The sequence below is a fragment of the Enorma burkinafasonensis genome, from assembly GCF_902150035.1.
Classification (GTDB): Bacteria; Actinomycetota; Coriobacteriia; order Coriobacteriales; family Coriobacteriaceae; genus Enorma; species Enorma burkinafasonensis.
The window spans coordinates 17,077-42,667 of the sequence record NZ_LR597504.1 but is presented as its reverse complement, the minus strand read 5'-3'; the positions used below and the strand labels follow the sequence as shown (position 1 = coordinate 42,667).

Below are 25,591 nucleotides of genomic sequence, written 5' to 3'. Positions count from 1 at the left end.
CTAGGGGAGAAGCGCCGTCACATCGCCGAGGACCGGCTCGAAGCTCACGCCGCGGACCTCGTAGTCGGGCTGCTCGCAGGTGATGGCCATGGCGTCGCGCACGAGCGTGCCGGCGAACTCGACCGCCTCGTCGAGCTCGCGACCGGTGTAGACCGCCGCGGTGAGGCCGCTCGCGAAGAGGTCGCCGGTGCCGTGGAGCATGTAGGGCAGAAGCTCGCTCGAGATCTCGACGACCTTGCCGTCATCCACCGATGCCGTGGCCAGGTAGTTCCTGATGATCTGCTCGCCCTCATGGACGATGCCCTTGATGACCACCGACTTCGCGCCCATGGAGATAAGCGCGTCGACGTTGCGCTGGATGAACGCCACGTCGACGTCCTGGCCTTGGTAGGGGATGCCGGTGAGGATCGAGGCCTCGGTGAGGTTGGGGGTCAGGATGTCGGCACCGTCGACGAGCCCCTTCATGGCCTCGCACATCTCGTCGGTGTAGGTGGGGTACTTGGAGCCGCCGTCGCCCATGACGGGGTCGACGATGCGGAGCGCTTCGGGGTACTCGCGATAGAGGCGCTGGATGACCACGACCTGCTCGGCGGACCCGAGGAAGCCCGAGTACACGCCGTCGAGGTCGATGCCCTCCTGCTGCCAGGCGTCGAGATACTCATCGAGCATGCTCGTCGTGTCGTGCATGTAGAACACCGGGAACTTGGTATGGGCCGAGAAGAGGGCCGTGGGGACGGGGCAGACGTCGACGCCCGCCGCCGAGAGGACGGGGATGGCGATGCCGAGCGAGCATTTGCCGTAGCCGCACATGTCGTGGACGGCGGCGACACGGGGGATGTAGGCCCCTTCGCGCGTGTAGAGGGGCGGCAGAGCGGTGCTGATTCGGTTGGACATGGGATTCCTTCTTTCATCCGCGGACTTATGGACCAGCGTACAAGGACCAAGGATAGTACGTTTTCCCGCGTGCGCCAGGATGAAACCGAGCGGAAACACGCTGCTGCCACAGGACCGCACTTGCGTTTTCCTTATGGCCGGCAGCTTGAGCCGCCAGCGGCCGCCGTATGGTTCCGAAATTGCATATAGATAGCGGCAAATTGTTACGAATCCGTATGTTCTCGCGAGTTTATGAGAACTTGTCGCTATAATGCCATGAGCCTATAAACCTTTAAGCCCGGTCCCGCGAGGCCGGAAAGGAGAGAAGATGGCACTGTTCGAGAACCCCGTCGGGTCCGATACGGCAGCGACGGGAAGCCCGCTCGCCGAGCGCATGCTCGCGGGCACGTCCAAGGGCACCGCGGTACCGGGGCTGCTCATGCTCGAGGACGGGTTGCTGCTTCGCGGTCGCGCGGCCGGCGCACGGGGCACCGCGGTCGGCGAGGTCTGCTTCAACACCTCCGTTGAGGGATACTTCGAGGTCATCACCGACCCCTCGTATGCGGGCCAGATCGTCACCATGACCTATCCGCAGATCGGCAACTACGGGATCGACGCCGAGGACGACCAGGGCCCTGTCGGCAAGGGCGTCGATGCGGCGCCCGCACTCAGGGGCCTTGTCGCGCACGATGTCGTTTCCACCCCGTCGAACTGGCGGTCGACCGAGAGTCTCACCGCCTATCTCGAGCGGCAGGGTGTGGTCGCCATCGAGGGTGTGGACACGCGCGCGCTCGTACGGCACCTGCGCGAGGCCGGCGCCCAGGAGGGCATCATCACCACGGAGGTATTCGACGAGGCGGAGCTGCGTGCGCGCATGGCCGCCGCACCGGACCTGGTGGGCGTGAACCTGGTAGAGACGGTGAGCCGCACGAGCCCGTGCACCTACGGTCCCGCCGACCTCCCCGAAAGCCATGACTTCGCCCGCGGCCCGGCGCCCGACGGGAAGCAGTACCGGGTCGTCGCCTACGATTGCGGCATCAAGCGGGGCATCCTCGAGGGGCTGGTGCGCGCAGGCTGCGTGGTCGAGCTCGTCCCCTGGGACACCCCGGCATCCGAAGTGCTCGCGCGCCGCCCCGACGGGGTCTTTCTCTCTAACGGCCCGGGCGACCCCTCGTCGGTGGGGGAGACCTACCGCGAGGTGGCGAAGCTCTTGGGCGAGGTCCCCGTCTTCGGCATCTGCCTGGGCCATCAGATGATCGCACTCGCCGCAGGCGGACGCATGGAGAAGCTCAAGTACGGGCACCGCGGCGGCAACCAGCCCGTGATGAACCTGCTCACCCGCCGCGTCGAGATCACCGCGCAGAACCACGGCTTCAGCCTCGACTTCGCGAGCCTGGGGCCGCTCGTGCCCGAGCTCAGCGGGGGCGTGGCGGAACACCCCGGTGCCGACCTGCGCCGATGGGTGGAGCTCGGCGTCGCGCCCGTGGTCGAGAACCCGCGTTTCGGCAGGATCGGGCTCACCCACGTGAACCTCAACGACGGCACCGTCGAGGGCATGCAGCTCCTCGACATCCCCGCCTTCTCCGTGCAGTACCATCCCGAGGCGTCACCGGGGCCGACTGATGCGTGCTATCTGTTCCGCGCGTTCACGCGCCTCATGGATGGCAGGACGGACTATCTGGATATCGACATCGCCGCGAGCCGCCTCGCGGGCTGGAATTGCGGTGCCGCGCCGGCAGCGCGCTGAATCGAATCCGAAATCGATCGATAGTAGCCGTGTAGTTCAGATATGCATTGCCCGCGCGCCGAGCGGCCGATGTCTCGGAAACGCGAGGCGGAAAAACCGCGGGAAACTGTTGGGTGATAGCGATGAATACGAGCTCTATGACCCGCTCAGGCCTCTCGAGTTAGAAAAAATCGTTCATATCTGAACTGTGCGGCTGGTTTTTCCGAAATCACGCATAGGAAGAGGGAAACCATGCCCAAACGCGAAGATATCAAGCGCATCCTCGTCATCGGTTCCGGCCCGATTGTGATCGGGCAGGCGTGCGAGTTCGACTACTCGGGCGCCCAGGCCTGCAAGGTCCTCAAGGAGGAGGGCTACGAGGTCGTCCTCGTCAACTCCAACCCGGCGACGATCATGACCGACCCGGCGCTCGCCGACCGCACGTATGTCGAGCCCGTGACGCCGGAGTTCATCGAGCGGGTGATCGAGCGCGAGCGGCCGGATGCGCTGCTGCCCACCCTGGGTGGGCAGACGGGGCTCAACGCCGCGGTCGAGCTCGCCAAGAGCGGCGCGCTCGCGCGCTATGGGGTCGAGATGATCGGCTGCGACCTCGCGGCCATCGAGCGCGGCGAAGACCGCAAGCTCTTCAACGACGCCATGGCGGAGCTCGGGCTCGAGGTGGCGCGCTCGGGCTACGCCTACTCGGTGGAGGATGCCCTGCGCATCGTGGGCGAGATCGGCTACCCCTGCGTGTTGCGGCCGAGCTTCACGCTCGGCGGCGCCGGCGGGGGGATCGCGCATACCGAGCAGGAGCTCGTCGAGATCGTGCGCCAGGGCCTCGAGCTTTCCCCTGCGGGCGAGGTGCTCGTCGAGGAGAGCATCGAGGGATGGAAGGAATACGAGATGGAGGTCATGCGCGACCGCGCCGGCAACGGCATCATCGTGTGCTCCATCGAGAACCTCGACCCCATGGGCGTGCACACCGGCGACTCGATCACCGTCGCGCCCGCCCAGACGCTCAGCGACATCGAGTACCAGCGCATACGCGTCGCGTCGCTCGCCATTTTGGAGAAGATCGGCGTCGAGACGGGCGGTTCCAACGTGCAGTTCGCGGTGAACCCCGCAAACGGCCGCATGATCGTCATCGAGATGAACCCGCGCGTCTCGCGCTCGTCCGCCCTGGCGTCGAAGGCGACGGGCTTCCCCATCGCGAAGAACGCCGCGCGCCTCGCCGTGGGCTTCACGCTCGACGAGATCGTGAACGACATCACGCGCGCTACGCCCGCCTGCTTCGAGCCGGCCATCGACTACTGCGTGGTCAAGGTACCGCGGTTCACGTTCGAGAAGTTCAAGGGGACCGAGACCACGCTTACGACGCGCATGAAGGCCGTCGGCGAGATCATGGCCATCGGCCGGACGTTCGAGGAGTCCTTCGGCAAGGCGATGCGCTCGCTCGAGGACGGCTACACAGGGATCACCTGCGGGCACGAGCGCGAGCTGGCCGCACTCGATGACGACGCGCTGCGCGAGGCGGTGGCGAGGCCCGCGGAGGCGCGCATCAGGTATGTGGTGGAGGCCCTGCGCCGCGGCTGGGACACGGGGACCGTGTGCTCCCTCACGGGCATCGACCCGTGGTTCATCGCCCGCATCAAGGACATGGTCGCGGTCCGCGAGGCCGTGCGCGGCGTCTCGATCGATGCCATCGACGCCCCGGCGATGCTGATCCTCAAGCAATACGGCGCAAGCGATGCCGAGATCGCCGCGCTCACCGGCAGCGACGAGCGCTACGTGCGCGCGTACCGCAAGGGCCTGGGCGTGCTCCCGTCGATGAAGACGGTCGACACGTGCGCCGCGGAGTTCGCCTGCGCGACGGAGTACCACTACAAGACCTACGAGGCGCCGCTCGCGCATGTCGGCGCCCCGGGCCGGGAGCCCGTGGCGAGCGAGGTCGCGCCCGCGGGCAAGCCCAAGGCGATGATCTTGGGCGCCGGCCCCAACCGCATCGGGCAGGGCATCGAGTTCGACTACTGCTGCGTCCACGCGAGCTACGCGCTCGCCGCCCGCGGGTTCGAGACCATCATGGTCAACTGCAACCCCGAGACCGTGTCCACCGACTACGACACCTCCGACCGCCTCTACTTCGAGCCACTCACCTACGAGGACGTCATGGACGTGATCGATGTCGAGCGCCCCGACGGCGTGGTGGTGACGCTCGGCGGCCAGACGCCGCTCAAGCTCGCGCGCCAGCTCGCCGCATCCGGCGTGCGCATCATGGGAACGCAGCCCGAGTCCATCGACCTCGCCGAGGACCGCGAGCGCTTCAGCCGCCTGCTCGACGGCCTCGGCATCATGTACCCGGCGGCAGGCGAGGCGTACCGCGCCGAGGAGGCCGAGGCTGTCGCGGCGCGCATCGGCTACCCCGTGCTCGTGCGGCCGAGCTACGTGCTCGGCGGCCGCGGCATGATGATCGCCTACGATGCGGAGCACCTGTGCTCCTGCATGGCGGAGGCGGCCGCCGTCTCGCCCGACCACCCGGTCTACCTCGACCGCTTCCTTGAGGGCGCGATCGAGTGCGACGTGGACGCGCTTTGCGACGACGAGGAGGTCTACATCGGCGGGGTGCTCGAGCACATCGAGGAGGCGGGTATCCACTCGGGTGACTCGGCGACCTGCATTCCGCCGTTCTCGTTCTCCGACGCCCTGGTGGGGACCCTGCGCGAGACCACGGCGCGTATCGCGCGGGCGCTCGGCGTGCGCGGCCTGGTGAACGTGCAGTACGCGATCAAGGGCGACACCGTCTATGTCATCGAGGCGAACCCGCGCGCGAGCCGCACGGTGCCGTTCATCTCCAAGGCCACCGGCGTGCCGCTCGCCCGCGCCGCCGCGCGCATCATGGCCGGCGAGCGCATCGCGGACCTGGCCCTGCCGCCCGACGACCGCCGCCCGGAATGGTTCTGCATGAAGGAGGCCGTCATGCCCTGGGGGCGCTTCCCCGGTGCCGACGTGGTGCTCGGACCGGAGATGAAGTCGACGGGCGAGGTCATGGGCATCGCGCGGAGCTACCCTGCGGCCTATGCGAAGTCGCAGCTCGCGATCAGCTACCGGCTGCCCACGCCAGATGCCGGCGCGGTCTTCATCTCGGTGAACGACCGCGACAAGCGGAGCATCCTCTCGCTCGCGCGTATCCTGCGCTACCTGGGGTTCAACATCATCTCGACCGAGGGCACCGCGCGGGTGCTCGCCGGCGGCAACGTGCCGTGCGAGGTGGTGCGCAAGTTCTCGGGCGCGCACCCCAACATCGGCGACATGATCGCCGCGGGCGAGATTGCGCTCATCATCAACACGCCCTACGGCAGCGAGGCGCGCGGCGACGGCTACGCGGTGCGCACCGAGGCGGTCCGCCGCGGGGTGACCTGCATCACGGCGCTCTCCGCTGCGAACGCGTTCGTATCCGCGGTCGAGGCGCTGCGCGGCGCCCATGGCGACGGCGCGCGCGGGCTCGACGTCATCGCCCTCCAGGACCTGCCCCAGTACGAGGTGTGATATCGGTGTCACCGGGACCGGCGTCGCGGGCCCGCGGCGCCGGCTGAGCTATCATCGGGGCGGAACTCGAGAAGGGAGCCGGTGATGGACACGCATACGGGCACGGGATGGCGCATCGACCGCGAGGAGGTCTCGGCGCTGCTCGGGCGCCTATCGGAGGCGAAGGCCCCGTCCGGGTTCGAGGACGAGGTCGTCCGGATCGTGCGGGAATTCTGCTCCGGCTGGGCCACGGTCGAGGTCGACTCCCTGCTGAACGTCACGATCACGCCCGCCAACGCCACCGGCACCCGTCCGGTGCTTCTGCTCGACGCCCACGGCGACGAGGTGGGCGCCATGGTGCGCGCCATCAAGGACAACGGCGCCATGACCTTCGTCGAGCTCGGCCGCTTCACCAAGGGGACTATGGGCGGCCAAGACGTGTACGTGCGCATGGCCGACGGCTCGTGGGTGCGCGGCGTGATGGGGGTGCGCCCGCCGCACTTCACCGCGGCCGGACAGGATGCCGCGGGCGAGGTTCTGCTCGATATCGGGGCGACCTCGAAGCGCGACGCCATAGAGCGGTTCGGTGCGGGTATTGGGGAGCCGGTCGTCCCCGCGACGCATTACTCATACGATGCCGCGCGCGATGTGGCCGTGGGCAAGGCGTTCGACTGCCGCGCGGGCATCACGGCGATGCTTCTCGCCCTGCGCGAGCTCAGCCGCCGCGACGACCTCGCCTTCGATGTGGTGGGCTGCGTGTCGGCGCAGGAAGAGGTCGGCGAGCGCGGTATCGAGGAGGTCGCGCGCCGGGTGAGGCCACAGCTTGCCTTCGCGTTCGAGGGCTGCCCCGCCGACGACACCTTCGTGCCCGCGGACGAAGTGCAGACCGCGCTCGGGCAGGGACCGATGTTTCGCTACTTCGATGTGAGCATCATCACGAACCCGCGCTACCAGCGCTTCGTCCTCTCCGTGGCCGCCGAGCAGGGCATCGTGTGCCAGACGTCGGTCCGCGCGGGCGGCGGCAACAACGGCGGCCCGCTCCAGATGCACGGCGTGCCCTGCGTCGTGGCGGGGGTGCCCTGCCGCTACATCCACGCGGGAGCCGCGATCTGCATGCTCTCGGATATCGAGGCCGCGGCGCGCATCGCGGTGGCGACCGCGGGCGCCCTTACGGAGGAGCACGCGCGCGGGTTCTAGCGCGACGCCGGGGTCTGCACCGCACCCTCGGGGCGGATCGGTCAGGCGGCGGGAGCGCAGGGAGAGGGGAGGCGACCGGATGGCGCGGCCGAAGGGGAGCGGATACGCCGACGCGCAGCGGCGCGCAGCCGCCGGGCTCTTCGCGGAGGGCCATGGCTACCGCACGGTCGCCCGCGAGCTCGCCGTCCCCGAGGTCACGGCCCGCGCCTGGGCGCGCACGTACGCGGTGGGCGGCGAGGAGGCGCTTCTCGCCCGCGGCCCGCGGCGTGCGTCCTTCGACCTCGAGGTCAAGGTAGCCGCCGCCCGCGACCATGTCGACCGCGGCAAGACGCTGCGCGAGGTCATGGTCGCCTACGGCGTTCCCAGCGAGTCGACGGTCAGACTCTGGTGCCGAAAGTACCGCGCCGGCGGGGCGGAGGCGCTCGTCGAGCGCCCGCGCGGGCCCCGGCCGCGTGGCGGCGACGAAGGTACGGGGCATGATATATCTTCGGTTAAGTAGCATTTACGGGACAGGTGACGTCCCATCGAGTACCATAGGTATGGTGCCGCGCGCGCCCCGGCGGCGCGGCTTGGATAACTGAACGTGAGAGGAAACGCAATGCTCAACGCCATAGAGGTTTCGCCCAAGGTCTGGTGGGTCGGCGGCATCGACTGGAACGAGCGCTCGTTCCACGGCTACACCACCGAGCGCGGTATCACCTACAACGCCTATCTCATCATGGACGAGACGGTGACCCTCATCGATACCGCCAAGTCGACCTTCACCGACGAGTTCATCCAGCGCATCAGCCAGGTGGTCGACCCCGCGAAGATCGGGCTAGTCGTCACCAACCATGTGGAGATGGACCATTCCGGCAGCCTGCCCAAGATCCACGAGCTCGCGCCGACCGCGCGCATCGTGGCGAGCGCCCCCGCCGGCGTGAACGAGATCCGCGCGCACTTCGGCATCGAGGTCGAGGGCGTCAAGACCGGCGACTCCATCTCGATCGGCGAGCGCACCCTCCACTTCGTGCAGACGCCCATGGTGCACTGGCCCGACAACATGGTCACCTGGTGCCCCGAGGACGGCATCCTCTTCTCAAACGATGCGTTCGGCCAGCACTTCGCCACCACCAAGCGCTTTGATGACGAGAACGACCTCTGCGAGGTCATGAAGCAGGCCAAGAAGTACTACGCCAACATCGTGTGGCCCTATGGCGCCCAGGTCCAGAAGGCCATGGGCGCGCTCGCCGGGCTCGACATCAAGCTCATCGCCCCCTCACACGGCGTGATGTGGCGCAGCCACATCCCCGAGATCCTCGAGAGGTACCAGGCGTGGAGCACCTACCAGACGGAGGAGAAGGCCGTCGTGGTCTATGACTCCATGTGGCACTCGACCGAGAGCATGGCGCGCGAGATCTGCGACGCGTTCATCAAGGAAGGCGTCTCGGCGCAGCTCATCGACGTCAAGAACACGCATATCTCGGACATCATGCTCTACCTCTGCGACGCGCACTACGTGGCGTGCGGCTCGCCGACGCTCAACTCCAACATGATGCCCACCATGGCGAGCTTCCTCACCTACCTGCGCGGCCTCTCGCCCAGAAACGAGCAGCGCATCGGCATCGCGTTCGGTTCCTACGGCTGGGCGCCGCTCGGACCCAAGCAGGTCTACGCCGAGATGGAGAACATGAAGTTCAACATGGCGTGCCCGGTGGTGGCGCAGCAGTGGATCCCCAGCGCGGAGAACCTCGCCGAGCTCCAGGAGCAGGTGGCGCAGATCATCGAGGACGCGCGCGCCTAACCTGCGTATCAGGCCCGCCCCCTCGACGCTTCGGGTGTACAATTTCACGATGGTAATTCTTGCCGGATAGCACCCTCGCCTTGGGCGGGGGTGCCCGATACCGGAAGGGGAGACGTATGGGTCTCATAGCGACGCTCGTCGCCGTGCCGCTTGTCGCGGCCGTGCTGCTCATGCTGTTCCGCAGCGATGCGCAGCGTCAGGCGATCACCATCGCCGCGGCGGCCGTGATCGGGGTCACGTCCGTGGTATTCGCCTGCACGTATCTGATGGGAGGGTACGAGAGCTTCGCCGTCCCGCAGCAGACGAGCTATATCGCGAGCTGCGTCTTCACGGCCATCGATATCGTGCTCTGCGCAGTCATCCTCCTGAACGCCGTGCGCTACCGCAACCGGTGCGCGCTCGCGCTCGGCCTGGTGCAGACCGTCGGGATCGTGTACTTCTCGAACCTGGCGCTCTCGGCCGGCGCGGAGCACATGATCGAGCGCCCGCTCTACCTCGACCAGCTGTCGGTCATCATGGTCCTCATCGTCGGGCTCGTGGGTAGCGCCATCTGCATCTACGCGCTCGGCTACATGAAGGACTTCCAGCACCACGAGGACGAGGCAGCTAAGAAGGTCGGCACCGCCGCCGTCGACCGCCGCCACTTCTTCAGCGCGCTCATGTTCCTCTTCCTGTCGGCGATGTTCGTCATCGTGCTCTCCGACAACCTCGAGTGGCTGTTCACCGGCTGGGAGATCACCACGGTGTGCTCCTTCCTGATGATCGGCTACACCCGCACGCCCGAGGCCATCAGGAACTCCTTCCGCCAGATCAACCTCAACATGATCGGCGGGCTGGCGTTTCTGCTGGCGCTCATCATGGTGCACCACGCCGGGATCGAGCTGTCGCTCTCCGCGCTCGTCGCGGTCTCGTACTCCGCCGACGCGGCGCTGCTCATCTTCCCCGTGCTGCTGCTCTCGGTCGCCGGCCTCACCAAGGCCGCTCAGATGCCCTTCCACAGCTGGCTTCTGGGCGCCATGGTCGCGCCGACCCCCACGAGTGCGCTTCTGCACTCCTCCACGATGGTCAAGGCGGGCGTGTTCCTGCTCGTGAAGCTCGCGCCCCTGTACATGGTCTACCCGGCGGCCTCCGCGATGGTGGTCACCGTGGGCGGCGTCACCTTCGTGCTCTGCTCGTTCATGGCCATCTCGCAGAGCAACGCCAAGCGCGTGCTCGCCTACTCCACGATCGCGAACCTCGGCCTCATCGCGGCCTGCGCGGGCGTGGGCACGGCCGAGGCGGTCTGGGCGGCCATCTTCCTCATCATCTTCCATACGGTGTCCAAGTCGATCCTGTTCCTGTGCGTGGGCACGGTCGAGCACCGCATCGGCAGCCGCAACATCGAGGACATGGACGGCCTCTTCAGCCGCCTGCCGCGCCTCACGCGCTTCATGATGCTCGGCATCCTCGGCATGTTCGTGGCGCCCTTCGGCATGCTCATCTCCAAGTGGGCCACGCTCGTCTCGTTCGCCGAGACCGGCAACGTGCTCTTCTTGATCCTGCTCGCCTTCGGCTCCGCCGCGACGTTCTTCTTCTGGGCCAAGTGGCTCGGCAAGCTCGCCGGTGTGCACCAGAAGGCCGACAACGTCGAGGGCGGCGTGCACAAGTCCGAGTGGTTCGCCATCGGCTTCATCGCGGTGCTCCTGCTCGGCTGCTGCCTGGGCCTGCCGATCATCTCGACGCAGGTGGTCTCGCCCTACCTCGAGTTCGTATTCAACCGTAACCCGCAGTTCATCGGCGTCGACAACATGGTCATCATGGTCGTCATCGTGGCGTTCATCGCGATCGTGCTGCTTACGCCGTGGGGTCGCGCGACGAGTAAGCGCCGTGTCGAGGTCTACCTGGGCGGCACCTGCACCGACCCGGACAGCCGCCGCTTCCACGGCGCCATGGGCCGCACCATGACCTCCACCAAGCGCAACTGGTACATGGAGGACATCTTCCCCGAGCACGCCATCACCACGGCGGGCCTCATCATCTGCACCGCGGTTGACATCATGGCCTTCGCCGCGTGCTTCATCTTCGAGAACGACGTGCTCATCGCCGGCTCGTTCTACGTCGAGCGCGTCGTGCAGCTGGTGGGCCCGGGGCTCCCGGGCCTCATCGCGGGCATCGTGGGCTTCGGCATCTGCGCGCCTGTCGTGGGCTGCCTGCTCGATGGCCTCGACCGCAAGGTGAGCGCCCACATGCAGGGCCGCGTGGGACCGCGCCTGCTGCAGCCGTACTACGACGTGCGCAAGCTCCTGGGCAAGGAGGACGCGAGCGTCAACGCGGTCGACGAGGCCTATGTCACCTGCGCCCTCATCTTCTGCATCCTCGCGGGCGGCATGTTCGTCTCGGGCTCCAACCTGCTCATGTGCATCTTCCTCGTGACGCTCGCCACGCTCTTCGTGGTCATCGCGGCGTACTCGGCGCGCAGTCCCTTCGCCGACACGGGTGCCGACCGCGAGTGCCTGCAGGTCATGTCCTACGAGCCGATGCTGCTCATCATGTCGGTGGGCTTCTTCACGGCCACGCAGTCGTTCGATGTGGCGTCGCTTCTCCAGCTCGACGCGCCCATCATCCTGACGCTCATCCCCATCTTCTGCGGTCTGCTGTTCATCCTCACCATCAAGCTGCGCAAGAGCCCGTTCGACCTCTCCTACAGCCACCACGCGCACCAGGAGCTCGTCAAGGGCATCACGACCGAGATGAGCGGCCGCACGCTCGCGAAGGTCGAGATTATGCACTGGTGCGAGAGCGTGCTGTTCCTCCTGTGGGTGGGCATGTTCTTCGTCTGGGGCAACCCCGCCTCGCTCGCGCTCGCCGCCGTCGTGGTCGCCGCCACGTGGTTCTTCGAGGTGTTCATCGACAACAACTTCGCGCGCATGAAGTGGCAGAGCTGCCTCAAGCTCGCGTGGCTCGTGGCGCTCGTCGTGGGCGTCGTGAACCTGTTCTACGTGCTCATCACGCCGTTCATCTAGGAAGTGAGTGACATGGCATACTCTTCGAAATCGCCGTGGCTCATCCATTACGATGGGTCGAGCTGCAACGGATGCGACATCGAGGTGCTCGATTCCATGATGCCGCTCTACGATATCGAGCGCTTCGGCATCATCAACACGGGCAACCCCAAGCACGCCGACATCTTCCTGGTGACCGGCGGCATCAACCACCAGAACATCAACGTGGTCAAGCACATCTACGACCAGATGCTCGAGCCCAAGGTCGTGGTGGCGTGCGGCATCTGCGCCTGTACGGGTGGCGTGTTCCGCGACTGCTACAACATGATCGGCGGCGTCGACAAGGCGATCCCCGTCGATGTGTACGCACCGGGCTGCGCAGTGCGACCCGAGACCATCATCGACGCCGTGCTCAAGGCCGTCGAGATCCTGGACCAGAAGGCGGCCAAGCTCGCCGAGTCCCAGAAGTAGGAGGGCGGATGTACACCACCGAATTCACCGAGATCCCCCTGGGCGAGCTGCTCGGCCGCGTGCAGTCGCTCAAGCACCAGGGCATGCGCTTCATCCAGATGTGCGCGGAGACCACCGCGGCGGGCATCGATCTCGTCTACACCTTCTACGATGAGACGTGCGACAATGCGCTCAACCTCTGCGTGTACGGCATCGACAAGAGCTCCGAGGTCCCCTCGATCCAGGGGCTGTACTTCGCGGCGTTCAGCTACGAGAACGAGACGCACGACCTCTACGGCGTGCGCTTCATCAACATGAAGCTCGACTTCGGCGGCAACTTCTTCAACGTCGCCTCCGAGGAGCCCATGACCGTCATCACGCCCGAGCTCAAGGCCGAGCGCGAGAAGATGGCCAAGCAGAAGGCCGCCGCGGCCGCGAAGGCGCGCAAAGCGGCCGAGGAGGCCCAGGCCGCCGAGGCCGACTCCGCCGCCGGCGCCAAGGCCGCTGCAGCCGACGCGGGCGAGCGCGCGGGCGCCGTGGCCGACAAGGCCGACCCGGCCGCTGCCGCCGCGGACGACCGCGCCGCCAAGATGGAGGCCAAGCTCGCGGCGATGGATCCCGAGAAGGCCGCTAAGGTCCGCGCGGCACTCGCCGCCAAGGCGGCCAAGGCCGCAGCGAAGGATGGTGAGTAGCGATGGCAACCCGTTCGGTTATCCCCTTCGGCCCGCAGCACCCGGTGCTGCCCGAGCCGATCCATCTCGACCTCGTCGTGCAGGACGAGCACGTGGTCGAGGCCATCCCGCAGATCGGCTTCATCCACCGCGGTCTCGAGAAGCTCGTCGAGAAGCGCGACTTCAACCAGTTCGTCTACGTCGCCGAGCGCACCTGCGGCATCTGCAGCGTGGGCCACGGCTGGGGCTACGTGAGCGCGACCGAGAAGCTGCTCGGCCTTGAGATGCCGCGACGCGTCGAGTACCTGCGCACCATCCTCGAGGAGCTCTCGCGCGTCCACTCGCATCTGCTCTGGCTCGGGCTTCTCGCCGACGCCTTCGGCTTCGAGTCGCTCTTCAACCACTGCTGGCGCCTGCGCGAGACCGTGCTCGACATCTTCCAGCGCACGTGCGGCGGCCGCATCATCCTCTCGATCATGATCGTGGGCGGCATGGCGCACGACATCGAGGACTCCGAGCTCAAGGCCATCTGCGACCAGCTCGATGGCATCAAGCGCGACTACCGTACCATCGTCGACACCATGCTCGGCGACTCCTCGGTCAAGGACCGCCTCTGCGGCGTGGGCGTCATCTCCTTCGAGGACGCGCTCGAGCTCTCGATGGTCGGCCCGTTCGCGAAGGGCTCCGGCGTGGAGCACGACATGCGCACGACCGGCTACGGCGCCTACGGCGACCTCGACCACTTCGAGCCGATCATCTCCGACGAGTGCGACTGCTACGCCCGCTGCAAGGTGCGCTGCGAGGAGGTCTACCAGGCCATCGACATCATCAAGGAGCTCGTCTCGAAGATGCCGCACGACGGCATCGGCGGCAAGCCCAAGGCGAAGGTCGTGCCCGAGGGCCAGAGCCACGTCCTCATCGAGCAGCCGCGCGGCGAGGCGTTCTACTACGTGCGCGGCAACGGCACCAAGTACCTCGATCGCTTCCGCCTGCGCACGCCGACGTCGCAGAACCTGGGCGGTCTTGTGCGGGCGCTCCAAGGCGTCGATTTGGCCGACGTGCCGATGATCATCCTGACGATCGACCCGTGCATCAGCTGCACGGAAAGGTAGGCGAGCATGGGAACCTTCAAGCTGGGAAAACTGACGCTCCGCTCGCTGTTCAGCAAGCCGGCGACGGTTCGCTACCCGTATGAGAAGCGCGATTTCGAGAAGCTCTTCCCGAACATGCGCGGGCACCTGGTGAACGACATCGACGCGTGCATCCTGTGCGGCATGTGCCAGCGCGTCTGCCCGGTCGGCGCCATCACGGTGGACCGCAAGGGCGGCGACTGGACGGTGGACCCCTACCGCTGCATCCAGTGCGCGAGCTGCACGCACGAATGCCCTAAGAACTGCCTCTCGATGGAGCTCTGGCCCACCGAGCCCACCTGCGAGCTCACCGTGGTGACCATGCACAAGGACATGCCCGCCAAGCCCGCGAAGCCCGCCGCGAAGGGCGAGGGCGCCGCCGCGGCCCCCGCGAAGCCCAAGCGCGAGCTCACGCCCGAGCAGCAGGCCCGCGTCGAGGCCGCGCGCAAGGCGGCCGCCGCCAAGAAGGCGGCGAAGGCGGCCGAGCAGGCCGGCGAGTAGGCGAGGACAGTCCGCGCGCCCGGCGCAACGGGCTCGCATCGAATGCAAGGCGGCGTCGACCCTTGTGGCCGGCGCCGCCTTTCGTGAGTGGAGGGTCGCAACCCGCGCGGGATGGGCTCTGCCCTAGGGGGCGAGGATCTCCCGGGCGAGAGCGAGGTCGCTTTTGACCTCGGGGTACTCGTCGCCGCGGTGCTGGCGCGTCTCGTCGCCCTTGGCAAGCAGGAGCACCACGCTCTCGCCCTCATGCGCGCGGGCGTCGGCGAAGGCTTCCGCGATGGCCTGCTCGCGGTCGCAGACGATGCGGTGGTCAACGCCTGCGGGGGTATGCGCTGCGAGCTCGGCGCAGATGTCCTCCACCCGCTCGTGCGCCGGGTCCTCCTCGGTGTAGATGATGAGGTCGGCATAGGCGCCCGCCACGCGCGGCAGCGCCTCGCGGCGCTCCTGCGCCTTGCCGCCCGGCGCGCCGAACACGGCGATGATGCGCCGCCCGGGGTACTCGCGCTCGACAGACGAGAAGAGCGCCTGGTAGGAGAGCTCGTTGTGGGCGTAGTCGATAAGCGCGATGATACGCCGGTCGGGCGTGGCCACGACCTCCATGCGGCCGGGTACGCGCAGGTGCCCAAGGCCGCGCCGGATGGCATCGTAGCCCACACCCAACAGACGCGCGCAGACGATGGCGGCGAGGGCGTTCTCCACGTTGAAGAGGCCGGGGATTCCGAGCTCGATATGCTGCGACACCTCGGTGGCCTCGCCTCGGCCGCGCTCGACAAGGTCGAAGGTGAGGCCGATACCCGTCGAGGTCACGTTCTCGGCATGGAAGTCGGCTTGCGCGTCGGCCACGGGCGAGAAGGTGACGAGCGAGCCCGCCCCGCGAGCGGCCTCGAGTATCTCGTCTGCATGGTCGCTCGCGAGGTTCACGACCGCGATCTCGCTCTGGGCGAAGATCTTGAGTTTGCTTGCGAAGTAGTCCTCGAAGGACGGGTGCTCGACACCGGAGATGTGGTCGCGGCCGATGTTCAGGAAGACGCCGATATGGAGCGGCACGCCGAGCATGCGGTCGTACTTGAGTCCCTGGCTCGACACCTCCATGACCATGTGGCGGCGGCTCGCGTCGACGGTGTTGCGCAGGTGGCGCCAGAGCTCGGGCGCCTCGGGCGTGGTGTTGTGGCTCTCGAAGCGCTCCACGCCGTCATCGGTCTCGATGGAGCCCATGATCGAGGGTTCCTCGCCGGCGGCGGTAAGGATCGAGCGCAGCATGTAGGCGGCCGTGGACTTGCCCTTCGTCCCGGTGAGGCCCACGATGGAAAGCGCGCGCTCGGGATGGCCGTAGACGGCGGGCGCAGCCCACGCCATGGCCCGGCGCACGTCGCCTGCGACGATGCGGGGGAGTCCCGGCGCGGCGGCTTCGAGCTCCGCGGTGAGCTCGGGGGCGTCGGCGCTGAGGTACGCGGCTGCCCCGGCATCCGCCGCGGAGGCGACAAACGCGGGCTTGAAGGCCGCGCCCTTGCACACGAAGAGGTTTCCCGGCTCGACCTCGCGCGAGTCGACGGTCATGCCGCGCACGGCGGTGATGCCGGCGTTCTCGGGCTCGATACGGGCGGTGACGCCATGCGCCTCGAGCTCGAGGGCGAGCGCCTCGAGGGAGGCTGCGGGAAGCGGCTCATGCGCGCCTTCGTGCGAATGGGACGGGGATGTCACGGGAGCCTCCTTGGGTGTCGCGCCTTACCGTCGGCTGACATATGGCAGACAATGCGCTGTGCGCATCACACTATAATAAGCTCCCAGCGAAGCGCAGGCGGGCGGGAGCGCGCGCCTGCGCCCTTTCGCGACAAGTCGAGCGAACTCAAGGGAGGTGCCGGTGGGCATGGAGGACCGTGTGGACCAGCCGCCGCGGCGCCTCGCGCTCGATGGCGCGCGCAACGTGCGCGACCTCGGCGGCTATCCGTATACCGCCGAAGACGGCACGGGCGGCACGACCGCCTTCGGCTCGTTTCTGCGCGGCGACTCGCTGCGCAGCCTCTCCGCACGCGACATCGCGCGCCTGCGGGAGTACGGCCTCGTGCGCGTCATCGATGTCCGCAGCGCCTTCGAGGTGCGCCACAGCCGCGACCCCTTCTCGGGCGGGCACCATGAGGGGGTCGACTACCTCCACATCCCCATGCTCGACCAGCTCAACTCGAGCGGCCTGCGCGCGCAGCTGCCCGCGTGCATGTTCGACGTGTACCGCTCGCTGCTCGACGACGCGACCGACGAGATGCGCGCCGTCTTCGAGGCGCTCGACGCCCCGGGCTGCATGCTCTTCCACTGCCGGGCGGGCAAGGACCGCACCGGGGTGATCGCGATGCTGCTCCTGGGCCTTGCGGGCGTGGACGACGAGCGCATCGTCTATGACTACGCGGCGACCGGGACCTACCTCACGCCGAGCATGCGCCTCCAGCGCGCTGCGGCGACGGCGCTGCTGCGCCGCAGGGTGCCCCGGAGCCTGTTCGTCGCCGCCCCGGAGGAGATGGAGCGCACCGTGGCCTACCTGCATGAGACCTACGGCAGCGCCCGGCGCTACCTCGCCGGGCACGTCCGCTGCGATGCGGACCTGCTCGACCGCCTGGCCGCACGCCTGCGCGGGGCCGTCCGATAAGGAACCGCGCGCCGGCCGGATGGCGCGACGCGCGGTGCATGGTGCGGGGTCGATTCCCGGCTGCCCGCCGGCTTGCCTGCCCTCGCTACTTGATCTGGGTCGTGCCCGGGGCGAGGTTGGGATCGGTCTCGTTCGCGGCGCCCTGGAGCGTCTTGGTGTAGACGCTGTCGCCGTGGTCGAAGAGCTTCAGGTACTGCATCATCGCGAGGTCCTGGCGCGCCTTGAGCGCGGCGGCGTAGGCCTCGGGCTGGGCGGTGGCGTCGTCGTCGGCGGATTCCGTCAGGTGCCACACGCCGTCCGCGTCCTCGAAGCCCACGGAGTTGATCGCGGGCATCTCGGCACGGAGCGCCATCTGCGCCTTCTGGTAGTCTCTCATGGGCGCGCCGATGAGCTCCATCAGCGTGGCGCCGAGGTAGTTCGTCGAGAGGTCGACCTCGTCGCTCTCCTGCGCGCGGCCCTCGATGTCGTAGTTCGCCCAGATGACATACTCCGTCTGGTACAGGCGCTCGCTGTGGGTCGCGTCGTCCTCGTCGGTGAACCAGGCGTCGTTGTAATCGGACGGGAAGAAGGGTTGGTGGTCGCCGAAGAACACGACGACGACCGGCCGGTCGACGTCCTCGAGCGCATCGAGGAACTCGCCGAGCGCGCGGTCGGACTCCTCGATGAGCGAGAGGTACTCGTTCACCTCGGCGTCGTACACGCCGTCGATGAGGTAGTTCGAGCGCATGCTCATGGGCAGAAGGCCGGTGGTGTAGCCCGAGTGGTTCTGCATCGTGACGTCGAAGATGAACTGCGGGTCGTCATCGGTCTCGAGCATCTCGAGGATCTTGTCGTAGGTCGCCTCGTCGGTCACCATGCCACGCAGCGTGTCGGCGCCCTGGAAGTCCTCGATGGAGAGGAACTCGTCGAACCCGAAGTCGCTGTAGACGTTCTCGCGGTTCCAGTTGGTCGCGTGGTTGGGGTGCATGGCGGTCGTGGTGTAGCCGAGCTCGCCGAACTGCGCGGCGAGGTTCTCGGCGTGCGTGAGGTTGTAGATCGTGTAGGGGTACACGCCGTTGCCGAGGTAGGCCATCGAGTTGCCGGTGAGGAACTCGAACTCGGTGTTGCAGGTGCCGCCGCCGTAGGCGCTCACGTAGAGCTGTCCGCGCTGCACCGCGTTCGAGATGCTGTTGAACTCCTCGGGGCCCTCGTAGCCGGCGTGCAGGTTCTGGTACATCGACAGGTCGGAGAACGTCTCGTTCATGACGACGATCACCGACGGGTTCTCGGTGTCGAACTGCTCGGTCGCTGCGGTGCGCTCCTCGCTCGCGCCGGCGCCCTCGTCGAAGGACGCGGCGTAGCTCTCGATAAGCTCCTCCGCCTCGTCTGCACTGTAGCCCTCGGGCATGCGGGGCTGGATGGTCTGCGCGCTCGAGATGAAGCTCGGCAGGAACCCCTGACGGTAGTAGCTCTCGAGCGGGCGCCAGGTGTAGACCTGGATGCGCAGGACGTTGTAGTAGTCGATGACCGTCACGTGGCAGGCGATGAACGCCAGGCAGAGCACGCCCACGGCGAAGTTGACGAGGCGCGTCTTGCGCGTGCGCTCGGCGCGCTCGGGACGCAGCACGACGGCGTAGGCGAGCGAGAGCCACGCGAGCGCGAGGAACATCATGCCGTAGAGGCAGTAGGCGCTCAGGGTGAAGGTGTAGCCGCCGCCGACCGCCGCGGCCGTCGCGATGGCCGTGAGGTCGCCCGGCTGGATGGGCTGCGACTTGAAGAGGATCACGAAGTACTCGGCGATGCCGACGGCGAAGAACGCGAAGGCGGCGACCGCGGACGCCCCGCCGCGGCGCTGGGTGAGGTAGAACAGGCCGGAGACGACCGATGCCACGAGCACGATCTCGAGCAGCAGGCAGAGCGGGTACATCCACAGGAGGTCGTGGTTGCTGGGGATCTCGAGCGCGAGGGTCGCGAACACGCCGCCGACGACCGTGACTATGGCGCAGGCGGCCTGGGGATGGGGCCAGCGCCCGCCTTCCGCGACCAGGGCGCGCACCGGCGCGTAGAGGCGGGGCCGCGCGCACGCGAGGAAGACCGCGCCCGTGATCGCCGCGTTGACGATGACGGCGGACACGGGGTCCTCCTGCACGAGGCCGAGCGCCGCCCAGATGCCGATGAACAGCTGGAGGGCGACAAGCAGGACGGCCCAGACCACGCTGCTGCGGCGGAGCGGCAGCGCGGTGCCCTCGGCAGACTGCCCCTTGAGCTCCCGGATACCCAGCAGCACGCTGGCCGCGGCGGCGACGAAGGAGATGGCGGAAACGAGCATGATGGCTCCTTATGGACCCGCGGGGCCGGGGTGTTTACAGAACCCTGACGGACCTCTCACGCGGCGTTGACGTTCACACGAGTGATTATGGTACCCCGTCATTGTCGAGATTCTATCGACCGCGAGCCTCACCTGCGCGGATTCCCAGTTTCTGCACATGGGAACGGCCCACCCTCAAGCGAGGGCGGGCCGTCTTGCAAGGCACGGTCGGGGAGCTATCGCGGGTGCGCGGCGCGGGCGCTACGGGCGCTCGTCGGGGGCGATGCGCACCATCTTGTTCACGCTCTTGAACTTGGTGAACAGGGGCACGTACTCCACGAACACACTCGAGTTCTCGAGGCCGTACCACTGCGCGGGCGAGCCGGCGAAGCTGCGGATGGCGTACTTGAGGCCGATCGCGGTGCGCTCGCGGCTGTGCACGTCGGACTCGGGCGCGAGGGTCTTGCGCAGCATGCAGAACTGGAACGAGCCGATGGGACCGGGGTGCTTGTAGACCGAGTAGTCATGCGACTGCGGCGGCAGCTCGCCGGTGGCCGAGAGGTCCTGCACGATCTGGCGCAGGTAGGCGTTCACGCGCTGGTCGACCTTGTAGCCCAGGAACAGGTGGACGCGGAACACGTAGTCCGTGCCGAAGTCCTCGACGGAGTAGGCGAAGGTGTAGGGGTCCTCCATGACCTCGACGTTCAGGAACCACCACGCCTTGGCGCGCTTGGGGTGCTTGTCGAGGATCGAGTAGAGGATGTCGCGGTCGAGGTAGTCGGTGTTGGTGCCGTTGGTCAGGTAGACCAGGTTGTCGCACACGAGGTCGTAGGTCGTGTCGTCGCGCAGGCGGTCGAGCTGGTTGAGGTAGCGGCGCAGCGGCAGGAGCGTGGCCTGGCGGCGCTCGACGGAGGTGCCGGCGTACCAGCACAGCATGATGGCCATGATAAGCGCGGCGAGCAGGATGGTGAAGTAGCCGCCGTGGAAGAACTTGGTGAGCGACGAGCCGAAGAAGAAGCCCTCGAGCGCCACGAAGAACGCGACGAAGATGAACGGGAAGAGCTTGAGCTTGCGCACCTTATGCAGGTAGATGAACAGCAGGATGGTGGTGCACAGCATCGTGATGGTGATGGCCAGGCCGTAGGCCGCCTCCATGTGCGCCGAGGACTGGAAGAGCAGCACGACGACGATGCAGCCCACCCACATGACCTTGTTGACCAGCGGGATGTAGAGCTGGCCCTTGGTCTCGGCGGGGTAGAAGACCTGGAGGTGCGGCATCAGGTCGAGGCGGCTCGCCTCGGAGACGAGCGAGAACGCACCGGTGATGAGCGCCTGGGAGGCGATGATGGCGGCGAGCGCCGAGAGCACCACGCCGAAGGGGCGCATCATGTCGGGGAGCATCTGGAAGAACGGGTTCAGGTCGGCGATGTCCACGAGGCTCGCGTTGCCGGCGTTGGCGAGCAGCCACGCGCCCTGGCCCAGGTAGTTCAGGATGAGGCAGGCCTTGACGAACGGCCAGGTGGCGTAGATGTTGCCGCGACCCACGTGGCCCATGTCGGAGTACAGGGCCTCCGCGCCGGTCGTGGCAAGAAAGCAGCTGCCCAAGATCATGATGCCCGCGTGGTTGTTCGCGGAGAACAGGAATTGGATGCCGTAGATCGGGTTGATGGCGAGCAGGATCTGGGGCGCCATGAACACGAAGACGAGGCCCACGCCGCCGAGGAACAGGAACCAGAAGGTCATGACCGGGCCGAAGGCGCGGCCGATCTTCGAGGTGCCCGCCCGCTGCACCGCGAACAGGATGCAGACGATGATGAGCGTGATGACGACGACGTTCATCTGGTTGTCGCCGATGAGCGCGTGCATCTCGGGGATGGTGCGCAGGCCCTCGACGGCGGTGGTGATGGTCACCGCGGGCGTGAGCACGCCGTCGGCGAGCAGCGCGGAGCCGCCGAGCATGGCCGGGATGATGAGCCACTTCCCGAAACGGCGCACGATGCTGTAGAGCGCGAAGATGCCGCCCTCGCCGTGGTTGTCGGCCTTGAGTGAGATGAGCACGTACTTGACGGTGGTGAGCAGCGTGACCGTCCAGATGACGAGGGAGAGCGCGCCGAGCACGAACTCCTCGGTGACGCTCATGATGCCGCCGTTGCCGGCGAGGAGCGCCTTGGTGACGTACATGGGCGACGTGCCGATGTCGCCGTAGACCACGCCGATCGTCACGAGCATGGCGGCGAGGCTCACCGGGATGGTGTGGGCATCGGGATGCGATGCGCCCTGGATGGTCTTGAAGGGACGGACGGGCGTGCTGCCCTTGGTCTTCTTGCGGTCCTGGCGCAGCAGGGACTCGCGGGGCTCCGTTGGCGCGGCGACGCCGTCGGTGTCTTGGGGCTCGTCTAGCTCAGACGGGCTCTGCTTGTCTTGATCTGTCATCGTTGAGGTTCTCCCTGGGCGTGACGTGAGTGCTCCCCGCACGGCTTTAGTGCAGCTAAACCGGCGGATAGCAGGCGGGAGGGCCCCGCCATGGCACGTCATTATAGCGCCTGCGCGTACAAGTTGCACCAGCTCTCGAGGCGCCCTTTGCGCCGCGTGCCGCCCCGGTCCCGTCCGGCGGCGCTGCCGGGCGGTACCGTTCGCGGACCTGCGCACTCGGGTGCCTGAAGACGCGGGCGCCCGCAGCCGCGGTCTGTGGTAAGCTCAAAGCCGGGTTGAACCGCAAAGTACCTGCTTAGCATAGGTGGAGGGAACGGCTATGAAGTTCTTCATCGATACCGCCGACCTGGACGAGATCGCCGAGGCGAAAAGCTGGGGATGCCTTTCGGGCGTCACGACCAACCCGAGCCTCTACGCCAAGATCGGCGGCAAGCTCGCCGACTTCGAGGACCATATGGTTAAGATCGCCGAGCTCTGCGCAGGGCTGCCCGTTTCGGCCGAGGCCACGTCCGAGGACGTCGAGGGCCTGGTCGCCGAGGGGCGCCGCCTCGCCGCCCTCGCGCCCAACATAGTCGTGAAGATCCCGGTGTGCGAGGCTGGTCTCGCGGCGACGCGCCAGCTCGCCAGCGAGGGCGTGCGCGTCAATATGACGCTCGTGTTCACGGCTCCGCAGGCGCTTCTCGCCGCGAACGCCGGCGCGCGCTACATCTCGCCGTTCGTGGGCCGCTTCGACGACATCGCCGAGGACGGCCTGAGCCAGCTCGCCGAGGTGGTCGCCTGCATCGGGAACTACGATTGGGAGGGCAGAAACGTCGACGACACGGTCGAGATCATCGCCGCCTCCATCCGCACGCCCCATCACGTCACCCAGGCGGCGCTCATGGGTGCGGACATCGCGACCGTTCCCTTCGCCGCCCTCAAGAAGTGCGTGCACCACCCGCTGACCGACCGCGGCCTGGCCGGCTTCAAGGCCGACTGGCAGAAGGTCTCCGCCGGCGCGTGAGAAGGCGCCCAGCGCCGGTAGCTTCGCAGCTCGATGGCCCCGCGAACCTCCCGCCCGGCGGCAGGGTCGCGGGGTCTTCGCTAGGCGCGCTCCACGATATAGCAGTGGTGGATGCGCTGGTTGCGCGCGAAATCCTCGGGGATGGTGCGCTCGGTGATGTCGATGAGGTTCACGCCCCGGCGCCTCAGCTCGTCGACATCCGGTCTGAACCTCCTCAGGTTGCACGAGAACACCGCGCGGCCCCCGGGCGTCAGCAGGTCGGCGAGCGCGCTCACGAGCTCGACGTGGTCGCGCTGGACGTCGAAGGTGCGCCCCGCCATCTTGGCGGAGTTCGAGAACGTCGGCGGGTCGCAGAAGATGAGGTCCCAACGCTCGGGACGCGTGCGCTGCCGCTCGATCCACGAGAGCACGTCCGCCCTGATGAAGCGGTGGTCCGGCCCCGAGAAGCCGTTCTCGCGCATGTTGTCGCGCGCCCATTCCAGATAGGTGTTCGACAGATCCACCGTCACGGTCCGGTGCGCCCCGCCGTGCGCGGCGTAGCACGTGGCGGTCCCCGTGTAGGCGAACAGGTTGAGGAACGTATCCGCCTCCCGCGCGCAGGAGCGCACGAGGCCGCGGGTCACGCGGTGGTCGAGGAAGATGCCCGTGTCGAGGTAGTCGTCGAAGTTCACGATGAAGGTGAGGCCCCCCTCATGGATGCGCGGCAGCGCGCGCCGATCCCGCTTGCGCTCGCCGCCGCGTCCCGCGCCCTGCGCGTACTGCGATCCGCCGCGCGAGCGCATGCGCGTCTTGGCGTGCACCTCGCGCGGGTCGACATCGAGGACGCGCGGCGCGATGGCGAGCATGTCGAGCATGCGCGCCTGGGCGAGCGACGCCTCGACGGTGCGCGGCGCGGCGTACTCGGCGACGACGAGCCACCTGCCGGGCGTCTGGGGGCTCCCTACGTACAGGTCGATCGCGGCCGCGTAGTCGGGGAGATCGGCATCGTAGACGCGGTAGCAGGTAACGCCCTCGCGTTCGGCCCAGCGCCGCCGCAGCCGCGCCACCTTGACGAGCCGGCGGGCGAACTGCTCCGATTCGGGAAGCAGCACGGGCAGGGGCCGTCCGGAAGCGACATCGACCGTCGCGAGCTCCCGCTCGTCGGCCTCATCTGCCTCGAGGACGCAGAGGCTCACCTCATCGCTGCCCAGAGGGATCGTGCGCTGCGCACGTACCTCGCGGCCCTCGGCGAGCGCCGCGCAGACGTCGGCGCCGACAAGCGCGGTGACGGCGTGCATGCCCGCGTCTCGGCAACCCTGCTCGGCGAGCAGGATGTGGCCGACCGTCTGGGCAAGGCGAGCCGGCGCCTCGTCGGTGAGGTCGCCGACCACGACCGCGGGCGGTATCTGGCCGCCTCGGCGCTCCTCCTCATCGACATGGCGGCGAAGCGCGCGGTCGAGAGCATCAGGCCGGGCTGCCACCGCCTCGACGTAGCGACGCGCCCCGATGCCGTCGAGCGCAGCCTGGAGCTCGGCGAGCTCTGCCGGCGCGGTATCGAGCAGCAGGATGCGTCCGCGCCGGCCACCCGCGTGCGCGCCCGCCTCTTCGGAGAGGCGGGCCCACGCGGCGGCGTCGTAATCGAGGAGCTTCTGGAAGCCCCAGTGATGCCGGTGCGCCGCGGCCCGGATGCCTGCGAGCTCGGCTGCCGCCTCGAGGACAAGCGTCGGCGAGGTTCCGGGCGCGCAGATGACGAGCGGCGCCGGGCCGCCCTCCTCAGCCGTCCGGCGCAGCTGCGGCAGGCCCGCCTCGGCGAGGACGAGCGCCGCGTAATCCGGTCGCAGCCGCCGTGTTCCGGCAGCCTGCCCGCGCCAGCGCCTGAACAGCGGCTCCCCGCAGAGGTCCAGGCTCACGGCGGCGCGCTCCCCGCGCACCGTCACGATCACGTGGACGTCCGCGTCCTTGGGTGCCGTGGCGGGCTTGGCTCCCGCTTCGTCGAGCATGCGGTCCACCAGTCCGTCCTTCGCGCACTGGCCTATGAAGCGCGTGTTGCGGAGCTCCTGGTTGGCGCCCTGCGCGCTGACCTGCACCGTCGCACTCCTCCTGATCAGGCGCTCCCAGGGGATCGCGTACATCCCGTCGTAGAGGTCATCCGCCGTCGCGCAGGGGATGCGGTCGACGGCCATGTTGATGCGGCTGGCGAGGCGCGAGCGGAGGCAGGCCCGATAGGCGTCTTCCTGCTCGCCCTCGAAGGCGACACGGCCGATGAGCGGGCGCGCCCGCCGGCAGCCGAGCCGCTTGAGCTCCTCGGCGAGCGCTCGCTCGAACCCGCTGGGGCAGCTTGCAAAGAATTCCATGGACCCACCCTTCATTCGCGGCCTCCTCCGCGTTCGCACCATTATACGTGGGGCTCCCTGCGTCGG

At 67.7% G+C, this 25,591-nt stretch carries 17 protein-coding genes; 12 read left to right on the top strand and 5 right to left on the bottom strand.

Annotated features, from left to right (window positions below; translation table 11 throughout):
* Positions 1–894 (bottom strand): pyridoxamine kinase, encoded by an 894-nt coding sequence (locus FS885_RS03495; protein WP_144743625.1) that lies wholly within the window; start codon positions 892–894, stop codon positions 1–3.
* Positions 895–1,201: 307 nt separating this feature from the next.
* Between FS885_RS03495 and carA the strand changes: the two genes are divergently transcribed.
* The 10 genes from carA to FS885_RS03445 all read left to right on the top strand — a co-directional run bounded on the left by carA (position 1,202) and on the right by FS885_RS03445 (position 14,834).
* The gene (gene carA / locus FS885_RS03490) at positions 1,202–2,620 is read left to right on the top strand and encodes a glutamine-hydrolyzing carbamoyl-phosphate synthase small subunit (RefSeq protein ID WP_144743624.1); all 1,419 of its coding nucleotides are present in this window, start codon (positions 1,202–1,204) and stop codon (positions 2,618–2,620) included.
* A gap of 231 nt (positions 2,621–2,851) precedes the next feature.
* A complete protein-coding gene (gene carB, locus FS885_RS03485; RefSeq protein ID WP_144743623.1) occupies positions 2,852–6,142 on the top strand; it encodes a carbamoyl-phosphate synthase large subunit in 3,291 nt (1,096 codons plus the stop codon).
* A gap of 84 nt (positions 6,143–6,226) precedes the next feature.
* Entirely contained in the window at positions 6,227–7,318 is a 1,092-nt protein-coding gene (locus FS885_RS03480; RefSeq protein WP_144743622.1) for a M42 family metallopeptidase, read from the top strand.
* Between the two features lie 79 nt (positions 7,319–7,397).
* A complete protein-coding gene (locus FS885_RS03475; protein ID WP_144743621.1) occupies positions 7,398–7,817 on the top strand; it encodes a helix-turn-helix domain-containing protein in 420 nt (139 codons plus the stop codon).
* Positions 7,818–7,916: 99 nt separating this feature from the next.
* Positions 7,917–9,101 (top strand): FprA family A-type flavoprotein, encoded by a 1,185-nt coding sequence (locus FS885_RS03470; protein WP_144743620.1) that lies wholly within the window; start codon positions 7,917–7,919, stop codon positions 9,099–9,101.
* A 116-nt stretch (positions 9,102–9,217) separates the two neighbouring features.
* Entirely contained in the window at positions 9,218–12,103 is a 2,886-nt protein-coding gene (locus tag FS885_RS03465) for a proton-conducting transporter transmembrane domain-containing protein (protein ID WP_144743619.1), read from the top strand.
* A 12-nt stretch (positions 12,104–12,115) separates the two neighbouring features.
* Positions 12,116–12,553 carry an NADH-quinone oxidoreductase subunit B family protein gene (locus FS885_RS03460; protein ID WP_144743618.1) on the top strand — a complete coding sequence of 146 codons (438 nt, stop codon included), beginning with the start codon at positions 12,116–12,118 and terminating at the stop codon, positions 12,551–12,553.
* 8 nt (positions 12,554–12,561) lie between these two features.
* Positions 12,562–13,224, top strand: a complete 663-nt coding sequence (locus FS885_RS03455; protein WP_144743617.1) for an NADH-quinone oxidoreductase subunit C — start codon at positions 12,562–12,564, stop codon at positions 13,222–13,224.
* 2 nt (positions 13,225–13,226) lie between these two features.
* Positions 13,227–14,315: a hydrogenase large subunit gene (locus tag FS885_RS03450; RefSeq protein WP_144743616.1), complete on the top strand. Its 1,089-nt coding sequence runs from the start codon at positions 13,227–13,229 to the stop codon at positions 14,313–14,315.
* A 6-nt stretch (positions 14,316–14,321) separates the two neighbouring features.
* On the top strand, positions 14,322–14,834 hold the full coding sequence (locus FS885_RS03445) for a 4Fe-4S binding protein (protein ID WP_144743615.1): 513 nt from the start codon (positions 14,322–14,324) through the stop codon (positions 14,832–14,834).
* A gap of 123 nt (positions 14,835–14,957) precedes the next feature.
* On the opposite strand, the gene FS885_RS03440 is transcribed toward FS885_RS03445, so the two are convergent.
* Positions 14,958–16,532: a Mur ligase family protein gene (locus tag FS885_RS03440; RefSeq protein ID WP_144743614.1), complete on the bottom strand. Its 1,575-nt coding sequence runs from the start codon at positions 16,530–16,532 to the stop codon at positions 14,958–14,960.
* 166 nt (positions 16,533–16,698) lie between these two features.
* Between FS885_RS03440 and FS885_RS03435 the strand changes: the two genes are divergently transcribed.
* Entirely contained in the window at positions 16,699–17,469 is a 771-nt protein-coding gene (locus tag FS885_RS03435) for a tyrosine-protein phosphatase (protein ID WP_144743706.1), read from the top strand.
* A gap of 85 nt (positions 17,470–17,554) precedes the next feature.
* Here FS885_RS03435 and FS885_RS03430 read toward each other — a convergent pair whose 3' ends face one another.
* Together FS885_RS03430 and FS885_RS03425 are read right to left on the bottom strand one after the other, a co-directional pair.
* The gene (locus FS885_RS03430; protein WP_144743613.1) at positions 17,555–19,777 is read right to left on the bottom strand and encodes an LTA synthase family protein; all 2,223 of its coding nucleotides are present in this window, start codon (positions 19,775–19,777) and stop codon (positions 17,555–17,557) included.
* A gap of 240 nt (positions 19,778–20,017) precedes the next feature.
* A complete protein-coding gene (locus tag FS885_RS03425) occupies positions 20,018–22,189 on the bottom strand; it encodes a KUP/HAK/KT family potassium transporter (RefSeq protein WP_144743612.1) in 2,172 nt (723 codons plus the stop codon).
* 319 nt (positions 22,190–22,508) lie between these two features.
* Between FS885_RS03425 and FS885_RS03420 the strand changes: the two genes are divergently transcribed.
* On the top strand, positions 22,509–23,192 hold the full coding sequence (locus FS885_RS03420) for a transaldolase family protein (protein WP_144743611.1): 684 nt from the start codon (positions 22,509–22,511) through the stop codon (positions 23,190–23,192).
* An 80-nt stretch (positions 23,193–23,272) separates the two neighbouring features.
* Here the strand turns inward: FS885_RS03420 and rlmKL are convergent, their stop codons facing one another.
* On the bottom strand, positions 23,273–25,525 hold the full coding sequence (rlmKL, locus tag FS885_RS03415) for a bifunctional 23S rRNA (guanine(2069)-N(7))-methyltransferase RlmK/23S rRNA (guanine(2445)-N(2))-methyltransferase RlmL (RefSeq protein WP_144743610.1): 2,253 nt from the start codon (positions 25,523–25,525) through the stop codon (positions 23,273–23,275).
* Positions 25,526–25,591: the final 66 nt, after the last annotated feature.

Bases quoted from the DNA above. Each gene is read 5' to 3' on its own strand.
- FS885_RS03495 (WP_144743625.1), bottom strand. From the start codon at position 894: ATGTCCAACCGAATCAGCACCGCTCTGCCGCCCCTCTACACGCGCGAA.
- carA (WP_144743624.1), top strand. From the start codon at position 1,202: ATGGCACTGTTCGAGAACCCCGTCGGGTCCGATACGGCAGCGACGGGA.
- carB (WP_144743623.1), top strand. From the start codon at position 2,852: ATGCCCAAACGCGAAGATATCAAGCGCATCCTCGTCATCGGTTCCGGC.
- FS885_RS03480 (WP_144743622.1), top strand. From the start codon at position 6,227: ATGGACACGCATACGGGCACGGGATGGCGCATCGACCGCGAGGAGGTC.
- FS885_RS03475 (WP_144743621.1), top strand. From the start codon at position 7,398: ATGGCGCGGCCGAAGGGGAGCGGATACGCCGACGCGCAGCGGCGCGCA.
- FS885_RS03470 (WP_144743620.1), top strand. From the start codon at position 7,917: ATGCTCAACGCCATAGAGGTTTCGCCCAAGGTCTGGTGGGTCGGCGGC.
- FS885_RS03465 (WP_144743619.1), top strand. From the start codon at position 9,218: ATGGGTCTCATAGCGACGCTCGTCGCCGTGCCGCTTGTCGCGGCCGTG.
- FS885_RS03460 (WP_144743618.1), top strand. From the start codon at position 12,116: ATGGCATACTCTTCGAAATCGCCGTGGCTCATCCATTACGATGGGTCG.
- FS885_RS03455 (WP_144743617.1), top strand. From the start codon at position 12,562: ATGTACACCACCGAATTCACCGAGATCCCCCTGGGCGAGCTGCTCGGC.
- FS885_RS03450 (WP_144743616.1), top strand. From the start codon at position 13,227: ATGGCAACCCGTTCGGTTATCCCCTTCGGCCCGCAGCACCCGGTGCTG.
- FS885_RS03445 (WP_144743615.1), top strand. From the start codon at position 14,322: ATGGGAACCTTCAAGCTGGGAAAACTGACGCTCCGCTCGCTGTTCAGC.
- FS885_RS03435 (WP_144743706.1), top strand. From the start codon at position 16,699: ATGGAGGACCGTGTGGACCAGCCGCCGCGGCGCCTCGCGCTCGATGGC.
- FS885_RS03430 (WP_144743613.1), bottom strand. From the start codon at position 19,777: ATGCTCGTTTCCGCCATCTCCTTCGTCGCCGCCGCGGCCAGCGTGCTG.
- FS885_RS03425 (WP_144743612.1), bottom strand. From the start codon at position 22,189: ATGACAGATCAAGACAAGCAGAGCCCGTCTGAGCTAGACGAGCCCCAA.
- FS885_RS03420 (WP_144743611.1), top strand. From the start codon at position 22,509: ATGAAGTTCTTCATCGATACCGCCGACCTGGACGAGATCGCCGAGGCG.
- rlmKL (WP_144743610.1), bottom strand. From the start codon at position 25,525: ATGGAATTCTTTGCAAGCTGCCCCAGCGGGTTCGAGCGAGCGCTCGCC.